At 30.0% G+C, this 11,653-nt stretch carries 13 protein-coding genes; 3 read left to right on the plus strand and 10 right to left on the minus strand.

The window, feature by feature from the left end; all coding sequences use genetic code 11:
* Nucleotides 1–587: 587 nt before the first annotated feature.
* The 5 genes from ANHYDRO_RS01330 to ANHYDRO_RS01350 all read right to left on the minus strand — a co-directional run bounded on the left by ANHYDRO_RS01330 (nt 588) and on the right by ANHYDRO_RS01350 (nt 5,025).
* Nucleotides 588–1,661 carry a DUF4097 family beta strand repeat-containing protein gene (locus ANHYDRO_RS01330; RefSeq protein ID WP_004812689.1) on the minus strand — a complete coding sequence of 358 codons (1,074 nt, stop codon included), beginning with the start codon at nt 1,659–1,661 and terminating at the stop codon, nt 588–590.
* Complete coding sequence (locus ANHYDRO_RS01335) at nt 1,654–2,010, minus strand: DUF2089 domain-containing protein (protein ID WP_039913707.1); 357 nt, start codon at nt 2,008–2,010, stop codon at nt 1,654–1,656. The genes ANHYDRO_RS01330 and ANHYDRO_RS01335 overlap by 8 nt, the downstream gene beginning before the upstream one ends.
* A gap of 183 nt (nt 2,011–2,193) precedes the next feature.
* A complete protein-coding gene (locus tag ANHYDRO_RS01340; protein ID WP_004812692.1) occupies nt 2,194–2,886 on the minus strand; it encodes a hypothetical protein in 693 nt (230 codons plus the stop codon).
* Nucleotides 2,887–2,899: 13 nt separating this feature from the next.
* Complete coding sequence (locus tag ANHYDRO_RS01345; protein WP_004812693.1) at nt 2,900–3,889, minus strand: LTA glycolipid anchor biosynthesis glycosyltransferase, IagA/BgsA family; 990 nt, start codon at nt 3,887–3,889, stop codon at nt 2,900–2,902.
* Complete coding sequence (locus ANHYDRO_RS01350) at nt 3,886–5,025, minus strand: glycosyltransferase (RefSeq protein WP_004812695.1); 1,140 nt, start codon at nt 5,023–5,025, stop codon at nt 3,886–3,888. The genes ANHYDRO_RS01345 and ANHYDRO_RS01350 overlap by 4 nt, the downstream gene beginning before the upstream one ends.
* A 134-nt stretch (nt 5,026–5,159) precedes the next feature.
* Between ANHYDRO_RS01350 and ANHYDRO_RS01355 the strand changes: the two genes are divergently transcribed.
* The gene (locus tag ANHYDRO_RS01355; RefSeq protein WP_004812697.1) at nt 5,160–5,531 is read left to right on the plus strand and encodes an SdpI family protein; all 372 of its coding nucleotides are present in this window, start codon (nt 5,160–5,162) and stop codon (nt 5,529–5,531) included.
* Between the two features lie 34 nt (nt 5,532–5,565).
* Here ANHYDRO_RS01355 and ANHYDRO_RS01360 read toward each other — a convergent pair whose 3' ends face one another.
* From ANHYDRO_RS01360 to ANHYDRO_RS01375, 4 genes are all read right to left on the minus strand, one after another.
* On the minus strand, nt 5,566–6,015 hold the full coding sequence (locus tag ANHYDRO_RS01360) for a PTS sugar transporter subunit IIB (RefSeq protein ID WP_052588907.1): 450 nt from the start codon (nt 6,013–6,015) through the stop codon (nt 5,566–5,568).
* Between the two features lie 104 nt (nt 6,016–6,119).
* Nucleotides 6,120–7,001 (minus strand): L-serine ammonia-lyase, iron-sulfur-dependent, subunit alpha, encoded by an 882-nt coding sequence (gene sdaAA, locus ANHYDRO_RS01365; RefSeq protein ID WP_004812702.1) that lies wholly within the window; start codon nt 6,999–7,001, stop codon nt 6,120–6,122.
* Between the two features lie 3 nt (nt 7,002–7,004).
* Entirely contained in the window at nt 7,005–7,661 is a 657-nt protein-coding gene (sdaAB, locus tag ANHYDRO_RS01370; protein ID WP_004812704.1) for an L-serine ammonia-lyase, iron-sulfur-dependent subunit beta, read from the minus strand.
* Nucleotides 7,661–8,308: an HAD family hydrolase gene (locus tag ANHYDRO_RS01375; RefSeq protein WP_039913710.1), complete on the minus strand. Its 648-nt coding sequence runs from the start codon at nt 8,306–8,308 to the stop codon at nt 7,661–7,663. The genes sdaAB and ANHYDRO_RS01375 overlap by 1 nt, the downstream gene beginning before the upstream one ends.
* A 118-nt stretch (nt 8,309–8,426) precedes the next feature.
* On the opposite strand from ANHYDRO_RS01375, the gene ANHYDRO_RS01380 reads away from it, so the two are divergent.
* Nucleotides 8,427–9,869: a nicotinate phosphoribosyltransferase gene (locus ANHYDRO_RS01380; protein WP_004812706.1), complete on the plus strand. Its 1,443-nt coding sequence runs from the start codon at nt 8,427–8,429 to the stop codon at nt 9,867–9,869.
* Nucleotides 9,869–10,612 carry an SDR family NAD(P)-dependent oxidoreductase gene (locus ANHYDRO_RS01385; protein ID WP_004812709.1) on the plus strand — a complete coding sequence of 248 codons (744 nt, stop codon included), beginning with the start codon at nt 9,869–9,871 and terminating at the stop codon, nt 10,610–10,612. The genes ANHYDRO_RS01380 and ANHYDRO_RS01385 overlap by 1 nt, the downstream gene beginning before the upstream one ends.
* A gap of 96 nt (nt 10,613–10,708) precedes the next feature.
* On the opposite strand, the gene ANHYDRO_RS01390 is transcribed toward ANHYDRO_RS01385, so the two are convergent.
* Nucleotides 10,709–11,644: a D-ribose ABC transporter substrate-binding protein gene (locus tag ANHYDRO_RS01390; RefSeq protein ID WP_004812712.1), complete on the minus strand. Its 936-nt coding sequence runs from the start codon at nt 11,642–11,644 to the stop codon at nt 10,709–10,711.
* Between the last annotated feature and the right edge of the window lie 9 nt (nt 11,645–11,653).

Genomic DNA, 11,653 nt, shown 5'->3' on the forward strand with positions numbered 1-11,653 from the left:
TTGTACCTTTGTATTATTGTATCACTTTCTTAATACAATTATATACTATTTTTATTTTGTAAAGCCCTTTTTAAATATTACTCAATCTTTACAAATTTTTTAAATTTCAAAACAAAGCTATCTTATTATTTATGTGAAAGAAAGGATAAAATAAATAATTTAAGCCACAAGCTTATCTCTTCCTTAATAAATATTTTATTTTTTCTTTGAAATATTTGTTGAAATCCCTCAAAACAAATAGAAAAATTTAGCCTTATCTTATTACAAAATAGTAATTTTCCGAAAGATTAGGCTAAATTGAAGTTTTAAACTTACATTAAAAATATATGTCTTTGGCATATCTCAGGCTGTTGACAAAGTATATTTTCACCCATTTCGAGCGAACGTAGTGAGTCGAGAAATCTCAAGAGATCTCTCCATGCGTTCGTTTCACTCACTTAGTCGAGATGGTACTTAACTTAATTTTTATTTCAAAATAAATATTATCTAAATTCATACTTTGTTTACGCTATGAGATATGTCTTTGCTATATATTTTTTTCCACAAAAAATAGCCTTAGGAAAAATCCTAAGGCTATAATTTTTTTCTTATCTAATGCTTACCCTACCAAAACCTGATTTTACATCTATGTTTAGGTCGTTTTCTTCTGGATTTGTAGAAACTTGGTAGCCATTTTCTTTTTGTAATTTATTTTTAAATTTGTCAGCTATTGAATAGGAAGAAGCTTTGATTAGGGCTTTGATATTTTTTCCAAATTCGTTTGTATCAACAACAACTGAACCAAATTTTGTATCAATATTTATTTCTTTACTATCGATAATTTTGTAAATTCTAATTGAACCTGATTTTGATGAAAGATTTATATCTTCTATATTTAAACCATCTACCCTGATAGATCCATTAACTAAATTGATATCAGCCTTTGATCCGCTTACATTTGTAAGATAAACTGAACCATTTACATTAGAAACTTCGACATCTCCATTTGTATTTCTAATTTCAATTCTTCCATTTGTGTTTTTAAGGTCAATATTTCCTGCAGAATTAATTACAGTAAGTCTTGCATTTATTGATTCCATATTATTTTCTTTAAAATCAACATCGCATAGTTCAACTTGACCATTTACAATATTTACATCAATCTTATCGTAAAGATTTTTTCCCAAATATAATTTTACATTTGCACTAGCATCCAAAAACTTATATTCTTCTTTTGTATTGATAATAAGTTTATCATCAACAACTTCGATGTTTAGATATTCCTTGTCCATATCTTCCTTGTTTTTATAATAAACTTTTTGTTCAACCAAGATATGATTTTCTTGAGCTCTTTCAATTTCAAAAGAAGCATTTGTCACATCAATTTCAATTTCATTGATATCATCATCTATTTTTGTTTGATTTTCAGATTTTTGAGAATTGATATGGTAAATATTTGGAATACTTACACTATCTAAGTCAAAATCAAAGTCGAAATTCGAAATAGTTTCGCTAGTTTTTTTCATAATTTTTTCAAAAGAAGTAGATAATTTATTAACAAAACTTTCATCATTGTTTTTTGATTTATCTTTGCCTACAGCTTCCAAAAGATCGCTTGCTTGTTCAACTGTAATTTTTCCTTCTTTTAACATATCTAAAATCATTTTCTTTTCTTCATTCATCTTTTAACTCCTTTAAAAGTTCACTTGCTTGGTCTGGAGTAATCTCTCCCTTGTCGACCATATTCAAAATATCAATTCTAGATTCTTTTTTATCTATCTTTCCACCAAGTTTTTTTACAATCTTGTCAATTCTATTTCTAACAGTTGGATAAGAAATTCCTAAACTCTCACCAACATCTTTTATACTTCCACGCTTTTGTAAAAAAAGCTCCACAAATTCCAAATCCTCAAGGTCGAGTCTTTGAAACTTATCCATTTCAAACTCTCCACTAACTTCTGTCAAACATGACTTACATTTATAAGATGTGATAATTAAATCATCACCACAATTAGGACATTTATTAATCAAAGCCAGCCTCCTTTTATATTTTTAGTATACCACCATTTTAATATTTGTAAAGTTTTCTTTTAATATTTTTAATATTTTGATTTATTTTATTAATTAAATTAATATCTCATTTTAATAACCTTGTTTTTGAAATTGATTTATCTTAAATTTATAAATAAAAAAAGACAAAAGAAAATCTTTTGTCTAAATTATTTTTCTTGCCCAATAACTTTTTAAGCTTCTTATTATCCATATTACTGTATTTACCATAAGTCCAAAATTTAAGGTAAAGTTTAGTAAAAGAGCCATGGTATATAGGTTTGGATTTTTTATAAATTTATATGGATTTAGGTAGGATATTAAAGAAAATACCAAAAATATTATTATCCATTTTATGGATGTTCTCATGTTTTCTGCATAATCTAAGAAAATAAAGTGCCTATTTTTATATCTTTTTATAAAATTATCCCTCTTTTTCTTATAAATCTCCCTATCATCTCTTTCATTTTTTATCAAACTTGCATAATAAAATATCCAATCATCATAAGTTGAAGAGTATTTTCTAAGCTTAGAAAGCTCTTCTTTTGAATAGGAAAGGTCAATAATTTTTTTACTAATATTAGCCTTGGACTTGTAGGATATTCTTTTTTCTCTCAAATCTTTTAATTTTTCTATATCATCTTCATATTCTATTAATTTTAAGGTCTCATTTTCATACTTAACTATATTTTTTCTTGTTAGAAAATATGAGCCCATCAATATAATAAAAATAAGAATTTGACCCAAAAGTACCAAGTAAATATTGTCAAAGCCCATACTTGTAACAAACATCATTATAAAACTTGGTATAAAGATAATTATTAGGGCATAGACAATAAATTTTAATAAACTTCTCATTTTTCATCTCTTTCTAAAAGTTCTTCATAAATTTTTTAAGTTTCTTACCAACATTTTCTAGGGATTTTTCGTAAGCTATAAGGTAGGCCTTCTCTTTTAGAGATGGAAGATCTCCCTCCATTATCAATTTTATTTTTTCATAAAATTCATCAAAGTCTTTGGCCTTATAGATATTTTCCCCTTCTTTTAAATTTTTATAAATTTCAATATCCCTTATTATAATATCAGCCTTTGTGGCAAGGGCCTCAAGAAGGACAATCCCCTCAGTTTCTTCGAAGGTTGGAAAAATATAAAGGTCTGATCCAGAGTAAGCCTCCCTTAATAAATTTTGGTTGACATAGCCTGGAAAATGTAAATTTTTTAAATCACTTTGGACAGCCCTTCTTACTTTTTCTGGAACAAGCTTTAAATTCAATTCTCCAAACCAAACAAATTCATATTGGGGTAGTCTTTTGGCAAGGTCAACAAAGTCCAATATGCCCTTTCTTTCTATAAAAAGGCCGACAGAAATTATTGATTTTTTATTTTCATCTAGACCATATCTTTGGTAAAAATTTTCCCTGTCATTTTTAGCTTCCTTCCAAAAGTCCAAATCTATTCCATTTGATACAACCTCAATTTTCCTATCCATCTTATAGGATTCTAAAATTTTTTTGGAATATGCAGTTGGAGTTAGGATCAAATCTCCCTTTTTATAGCAATAAATCAACCATTTTTTAAAAAAAGGAGCAAGTTGATTTGAAAAAATAAAGGAATTTCTAAAATCTTCTTCTGTAGAATGGCCATGATAGACTACTTTTTTCCCAGCTCTTTCTGCCTTTTTTGCAAATGATGCAGATTTTGGAAAAACTGTATTAATGTGGCAAATATCATAATCATCCTTAGAATTTAAGGTATAAGGAACTCCCGCAAGCTCTAGGGCTTTTTTTTGGTGGTCAATGGCCTTACCAACTCCGGATTCTTTTACTGTTTGATAATCTTCGTTATAAATAAGAATTTTCATCTAACATCTCTTTCCAGGGCTTTTTTATAAAGTTTTTCACATTTTTTCCCAAATGAATCAATAGAAAAATTCTCAAGAGCATAAGACCTAGCATTTTTAGATAATTCTTCTCTTTTTTTATCATCCAAAAAAATAATTTGCAAAAATTTTTCAAAATCGGAAAAATCTTTATATTGGTAGCCATTAAAACCATCAATTATTACATGGTCAAGACACAAATCTTTCCTGCAAATTGCCAAAGTCCCATTGCTCATGGCCTCATAGTAGGTAAGACCTTGAGTTTCAGACTTGCTTGCAGAAACAAAGGCATCTGCCATCCTATAATAATTATTTACCTCTTCTGGCCTAACCATGCCTGCAAAATAAATTCTCTTATCAATTTTTTCACTATATTTTTTCAAATGGCCAAGGTAGGGACCTCCTCCTACAAGGATAAATTTTAACTTTTCCATATTGAGCTTTCCATAATAATCAATAAGCTCCTCAATATTCTTCTCCTCAGCAAGCCTTCCCAAATATAAAATTATCTTATCGTTTTTATCAAAACCATAATAATCCCTAAGTTTATATTTATCATCCAATCTTTCAGGCATTTCTATCCCAGTTGGAATTATTTGTATTTTTTCATCTTCAATATCATATGATTTTAAAATCTCCAAAGTTTTTTTGCTTGGAGCAATAATATAATCTGTCCTATCAGCTATAGCCTTAGAAAATACCGAAATGACCTTCTTACCTACCTTTTTTGATGGGGAAAAATAATGGGTGTAATCTTCATAAATAGTGTGGTAGGTGTGAATTATTGGGCAAGATGCTTTTTTGGCAATTTTTGTTGCCATCATAAAAGTTGAAAATTCACACTGAGAATGGACAATATCAGGTTTCCAATCCTTAATTTCTTTGATAAATTTATTTCTCAATGTTGCTGAAATTCTTGCCTCAGGATAAATTTTTCCAGCACCTAGACTTCCTATGTAATAAACCTTATCTTTTTTATAACTTTCAGTAGAATTTGATAGGGTCAAAACCCTCACATCAAAACCACGACCTTCAAGATAGGATTTTAAATTTAAAATTGATCTTACTACACCATTTACAACCGGATAATACCAGTCAGATGTAATTAAAATTTTCATAAAATAACCTCTTAACTTTATTTTTAAAAGTAAAAACTCTATTAATATTGTATGCAAAAACCTATATTTTTTCAATTTTCATAATTTGGGGTATATTTTAACTAAATCTATTAATTAAAAGAAAGGGTGATTAGTTGGGAAATTTAATAGTTGGTGATGTGCTTTTACTATTCTTTTCAATATATGTAGGAATATTTTTCAAAAAATTTCACACATCCTATCCAAAAATGAGAGTAGGCTTTCATATTTGGGAAGTTTGCTACAACAAAGAATGTTGGGAATACGGCAATAATTTTGCGGGAAATCTTTCAATGATTCTTGGAATAATCTTATTTGGCATAATCTATCCCATAATTTTATATTTTAAAGTAAGAAGAAATATATGCGTAATCCTTCTAATTCTTTTTACCATCCTATATTTTATCCTTTTATTATCAATATTAAGATATCATATGAGAAAAAAATTTAATTTAAAAGATGAAAAAGATGAGGAAGATAAAAAATAAAAAAGCTATTTTACTTTTTTGGTAAAATAGCTTTTTAAATAAAATAATTTATATTCTTTTTTGTAGAATAAGGGTTATCTTGCATGAAAATATCTATGCCCTTGCCCATAATTTCTTTAAAAAATTTCAAATCTTTTGGGCAGACATAACAATTTTCACTTAAAAGTTTGAAACCTTCCTTAAAGGCCATAAAACCAAGCTCAATTGAACTTATCTTATCATCTTCTAAACTTTTTAAATCTTCTGGCTTCTTTACAAAAATTAAGCTTTCCTTATTGTCTTCATTTTCTAGCTTATCTTTTAATTTTTCAACTTGGATAAAGTCAACTCTTATATGGTCAAGACTCATCCTTATGATTTCTTTTTCTAAATCCATTTTTTCGATTTCATCATTGGCTATAATAATTTTTTTGGCTTTCAAAAATTTCGCCCAAGACTTAATCATTTGAGCATCTTCTAATCTTTCATCAATTCTAACTTTCATAAATTTCCTTTCTAACAAAGTTAGTATACCAAGTTTTTTTAAATTTACAAGCAAAAAAATAAGGAAAAGTATTGAAATTACAATACTTTTCCTAGGAAATCATTTTATACTTCTTCTTTGTCAATATATTTTTTCTTAAGTCTTATAGCTGATGGACAAGCTGCAACTCCCCCATCTCCAGTTTCTCTTAAACTTGCAGGAAGAGCATCGCCTACTTCTTTTAAGGCATCTACTGTTTCATCAAATGTTACCAAAACTTTTACTCCTGCAATCGCCATATCAGCTGCAGAAAGAGCATTTATAACCCCTGATGCATTTCTAATATTGCAAGGAAATTCTACCATTCCTCCAATAGGATCACAAACAAGGCCCATGATTGATAAAAGTGCAATTGAAGCTGCATCTTCCATCACATTTATATCAGCCCCTCTTAAATAACAAATCGCAGCTGCACACATAGCTGCAGCAGATCCACATTCAGCTTGGCATCCGCCCTCAGCTCCTGCAAAAGTTGCATTGTCAGCAATAATTTGCCCAAATTCTGTTGCAACAAGCATAGCTTTTATCAACTCTTCATCAGAATAGCCGTATTTTTCACGCATAGCCATTAAACTTGCTGGAACAATTCCTGCAGAGCCTGCTGTTGGACTTGCTACGATTTTTCCCATTGAAGCATTAACTTCTGATGTAGAAAAAGCCATAGCCATAGCCTTTGTTGGCAAATCTCCCATTATTGTATCTTCTGATAGGAAATAATTATTCATTGATTTTGCATTTCCACCAGTCATTTTTGTCATTGACATTAACTTTTTATCAAGAGCCTTCTTTGAAGATTCTTTCATAACATCAAGTGATTTTTGCAATAAGGCAAAAACCTCTTCTTTGGATTTTCCTGTTAGGTCCATCTCATCTTCAAGAGCAATTTCCCAAACTTCCTTATTTTCTTCTTTTATCCTATTTTTAATATATTCCATTGTTGTTTTCATAACTTACCCCAAATATTTTATAAATTCAAAATTCTTACCAGCTTCAATTTCCTTGTAGACATCCTCTTCCAAGTCTTGGTCTAATTCTACAATTAGCATAATTATTCCACCCTTGTGCATGGTTTTCATATTTTTAATATTATAATTGTGGTCAAACAAAACATTTGAAATAAAAGCAATCATTCCCTTTTGTTCAGGATAGGTGCAAATAATTGTAGGATTTTTACCATTATATTCTACATCATTATCCATAATTTGATTTATCATAATATTTCCACCACCAATTGATGAGCCTCTTAATTTAAATTCGTGGCCATCAGGATAATGAAGAATTATTTTTACTGTGTTAGGATGAACATCTCCCATATCTTGTGGAATAAAATTATAAGTTATTCCAGCCTTATCAGCTATTTCAAATGAATCTCTTAACCTTTCATCTTCAGGTCCAAAACCTAGAACTCCTCCAACCAAAGCCCTATCTGTTCCGTGACCTTGGTAAGTTTTTGCAAATGATCCGTGAAGGTAAAAATCTACTTTTGTAAATCCTTCCCCTCCCAAATCTCTTGCAATTTTTGCAATCCTATTTGCCCCAGCAGTATGGGATGATGATGGACCAATCATTACAGGTCCGATAATATCAAATACTGATAAATTTGCCATTATACTCTCCTTATTTTTGAAATTTCACTTGGCTTATCTATTATAGAATCAGGTTTTAAATCTTCCAAAATTTTTCTATCTCTAAAACCCCAAGAACATCCTACAGTAAATACTCCAGCATTTTTTCCACATTTCATGTCAACTTCGCTATCTCCAAAATAAATAATATCTGAAAAATCGACCCCAAATCTTTCTTTTATTATATACATGCCTTCAGGGGAAGGTTTTCTTTCTATATCTTCCCTATAGCCTAAAATAAAATCAAAATATCCTTCGCCAAAAACATCTCCTATGACTTTTTTGCAAGTAGAATCTGGTTTGTTAGAAAAAGCTACCAAGAGCTCCCCTCTTTTTTTGATTTTTTCAAGCTCTTCTACTATCCCGTCATAAGGTTTTGTAAGATAGGATGGGTTATCATCATATCTTTTGTTGTATGAATTTAAAATTTCTTCTCTTTTTTCAGATTTTTCAAATCCAATATAATCAAGAGTTTTTTCAATCAAAACTTTCGGGCCATTTCCAACAAATTCCCTTATTTTATCTGTTAGAACTTCCTTTAGCCCATAGGCTTTTAAAGTTTGGTTGATATTATATGCAATGGAATCAATTGTATAAAGCAAGGTTCCATCTATATCAAAAATATACATTTTTATATACTCCTTTTGTTTATAAAATAAGCAAACTATTATTACTATACCACTTATTAGTGGTATAATAAAAACAAGATTTAAAAATGGAAGATTAATAATTATAAGGAAGGAAAGTATGAAAGAAAGAAGAAATTTATCCATGCTAAGTGATTTTTATGAATTTACTATGGCTTATGGATATTTTGAAAGTGGAATGAAAGATACTATTGCAGTTTTTGATGCATTTTTTAGAAAAAATCCTGATGAGGGAGGATTTTCAATTTTTTCAGGCTTAGATGATATTATTGATTATGTTGAAAATATACATTTTGATGATGAGGATATAGAATATTTTAGAAAAAATACTAATTTTTCAGAAGAATTTTTAAGCTATTTGAAAAATTTCAAATTCACAGGTGATATTTGGGCTTTTCCTGAAGGATCAGCAATATTTCCATCAGAACCAGTTGTTACAGTAAGGGCCCCAATAATAGAGGCACAAATTTTAGAAACTTATTTATTACTATCACTTAATTATGGATCTTTGGTAGCTACAAAAACAAATAGGATAGTAAGGGCTGCAAAAGGAAGAACTGTAATGGAATTTGGAGCAAGACGTGCCCAAGGGCCAGATGCATCTATTAAAGGAGCAAGGGCAGCCTATATTGCAGGAGCTCCTATTACATCAAATACTCTATCAAGCCAAATGTATGATTATCCAGCAGGTGGAACCATGGCCCACTCTTGGGTCCAATCTTTTGACTCAGAATATGAAGCATTTTTGGCATATGCAAAATTATATCCAGATAATTGTATTTTACTAATTGACACCTACGATGTTTTAAAACAAGGTTTGCCAAATGCTATGAAAGTTTTCAAAGAAGTTTTAGATCCTTTGGGAATTTCTGGTGGAGTTAGGATAGATTCAGGAGATATTGCCTACCTATCAAAAGAATGTAGAAAAATTTTAGATGAAAATGGATACAAGGATGCAAAAATTGTTGCAAGCAACTCCCTTGACGAATACAAAATAGAATCCCTTCTCCAACAAGGGGCAGAAATAGATTCATTTGGAATTGGGGAAAGATTAATCACTGCAAAATCAGATCCAGTATTTGGTGGAGTATATAAACTTGTCGAAATAGAAGATGAAAATGGAAAAACTGCAAAAATAAAGGTGTCAGAAAATGTTGAAAAAATTACGACTCCTGGCCTTAAAGAAGTTTATAGACTATACGACAAAAAAACTGGAAAGGCTGAGGCTGACTATATAACCTTAAAAGAAGAAGTAGTTGATGATAGTAAACCACTTGTAATTTTTGACCCACACTTTACTTGGAAGATGAAAAGAATGGAAAATTACGAAATTAGAAAAATGCAAATTCCAATTTTTAAAAATGGTAAAAAAGTATATGAATCACCAAAAATTGACCAAATAAACGAATATTGCAAGGCTGAAGTAAAATCCTTGTGGGATGAGGTAAAAAGATTTGACCAACCTCACAATTACTATGTCGACCTTTCCCATGACTTGTGGAATTTGAAACAAAACCTAATAATGAAGGCAATGAGTAAATAATGATTGCCATAATTACTGGAGCAAGCTCTGGAATAGGCTATGAATTTGCAAGGCAAATTGACAAGAAAAATTATGAGGAAATTTGGCTAATTGCAAGAAGAGAAGATAAGCTTAAAAACTTATCTAATAAACTAGAAACAAGGGCAAAAATTTTTGCCCTTGATTTGTGTGAAGAAAAATCTTTTGAAATTATAAGAAAAGAATTAAAGATTTCAAACAAAAAAATTGGACTTTTGATAAATTCTGCTGGTATGGGAGAAAATGATTATTTCAAGAACACAAAACTTGAAAAAGATATGAAGACTTTGGATTTAAACATTAAAGCCCTCACAGCTATGACAAAAATATGCTTAGAATTTTTCCAAAAAGATGGGATAATTTTAAATATAGCATCATCTGCAGCCTTTATTCCCCAAGCAAAGTTCTCCCTTTATGCCGCCAGTAAATCCTATGTTTTATCCTTTTCAAGGGCCATAAGACGAGAATTTAAAGATATAAAAGTTTCTGTCTTATGTCCAAACAGGGTTAAAACAGAATTTTTAAAAAAATCTAAAAATTCCTCCACAGGAATAAAAAATTTAGGAAATGAAAATTTAGAAAAAATGGTAGAAAAAGCCCTTAAAAAAATGGGCAAAAAAGACCTAATAACAAGTCACCCAAGTGCAAAAATTTTACTAATAATTTCAAAAATCCTACCCCATTCTTTTATCTTATGGATTGAAGGATTTTTGGGTCTATATTAATTTTTATAAATTTTATAGGTAAAAAAATGAGCTAAGAAAATAATCTTAGCTCATTTTTTAGTCTTTTTTAATTTTAGGATCTTATTGCTTTATTTTTTATTTTACTAATTCTAGTGGTGAGTCTACTTTTTCTTCTACTTTTTCACCTTTTAGATATTTTACTGCAGTTTCTAGGGCAATTTTTCCCATTTCTTTTGGTTTTTGTGCAACTGTTGCTGTCATTGATCCTTCTTTTACTGCATTTAATGCATCTTCGTTTCCATCAAATCCAACTAAAACTATATCCTTGCCACTTGCTTTTATAGCCTCGCTTGCTCCTAGTGCCATTTCATCGTTTTGACAAAATACTGCTTTTACATCTGGTTGAGCTTGAAGTAAGTTTTCCATTACTGTCATTCCTTCAGCCCTATCAAAGTTTGCTGTTTGGCTTGCCACTAGGTCAATTTTTCCATCTGTCGCTTTTTTAAATCCTTCTCCTCTTTCACGAGTTGAACTTGCTCCAGGGATTCCTTCTAGTTGAATTACTTTTGCATCTTTTCCTGCTTTTTCTAAAATAAATTCTCCAGCAAGTTTTCCACCTTCAACGTTGTTACTTGCGATAAAGCTTACAATTTCTCCCTCATCTGATCCCCTGTCTACGCAAATTACAGGGATATTTGCCTCGTTTGCTTTTTTTACAGATGATGAGATTGCTGTTGAATCTACTGGATTTATTATAATTAAATCTACTTTTTGGGTTATTAAATCTTCAACTTGGTTATTTTGTGTTGATGAATCGTTTTGTGCATCTGTTATAACTGTTTCAACATCTTTGTCTTTTGCAGCTTCTTCTACCCCTTCTCTTATTGATACGAAAAATGGGTTGTTTAATGTTGATAGGGAAACTCCTACTTTTAATTTTCCATCTTTTGCTTTTTCTTCTTTTTTTGTGTTTGATGAATTATCTTTTGTATCTTGTCCTTCTAGGCTACAAGCTGTAAATGTAAAGATGGCTATGGCTAAAACAGCCAATAATTTTCTAAATTTTTTCATGTTTATCTC

Source organism: Anaerococcus hydrogenalis DSM 7454 (assembly GCF_000173355.1).
Classification (GTDB): Bacteria; Bacillota; Clostridia; order Tissierellales; family Peptoniphilaceae; genus Anaerococcus; species Anaerococcus hydrogenalis.

Bases quoted from the DNA above. Each gene is read 5' to 3' on its own strand.
- ANHYDRO_RS01330 (WP_004812689.1), bottom strand. From the start codon at position 1,661: ATGAATGAAGAAAAGAAAATGATTTTAGATATGTTAAAAGAAGGAAAA.
- ANHYDRO_RS01340 (WP_004812692.1), bottom strand. From the start codon at position 2,886: ATGAGAAGTTTATTAAAATTTATTGTCTATGCCCTAATAATTATCTTT.
- ANHYDRO_RS01345 (WP_004812693.1), bottom strand. From the start codon at position 3,889: ATGAAAATTCTTATTTATAACGAAGATTATCAAACAGTAAAAGAATCC.
- ANHYDRO_RS01350 (WP_004812695.1), bottom strand. From the start codon at position 5,025: ATGAAAATTTTAATTACATCTGACTGGTATTATCCGGTTGTAAATGGT.
- ANHYDRO_RS01360 (WP_052588907.1), bottom strand. From the start codon at position 6,015: ATGAAAGTTAGAATTGATGAAAGATTAGAAGATGCTCAAATGATTAAG.
- sdaAA (WP_004812702.1), bottom strand. From the start codon at position 7,001: ATGAAAACAACAATGGAATATATTAAAAATAGGATAAAAGAAGAAAAT.
- sdaAB (WP_004812704.1), bottom strand. From the start codon at position 7,661: ATGGCAAATTTATCAGTATTTGATATTATCGGACCTGTAATGATTGGT.
- ANHYDRO_RS01375 (WP_039913710.1), bottom strand. From the start codon at position 8,308: ATGTATATTTTTGATATAGATGGAACCTTGCTTTATACAATTGATTCC.
- ANHYDRO_RS01380 (WP_004812706.1), top strand. From the start codon at position 8,427: ATGAAAGAAAGAAGAAATTTATCCATGCTAAGTGATTTTTATGAATTT.
- ANHYDRO_RS01385 (WP_004812709.1), top strand. From the start codon at position 9,869: ATGATTGCCATAATTACTGGAGCAAGCTCTGGAATAGGCTATGAATTT.
- ANHYDRO_RS01390 (WP_004812712.1), bottom strand. From the start codon at position 11,644: ATGAAAAAATTTAGAAAATTATTGGCTGTTTTAGCCATAGCCATCTTT.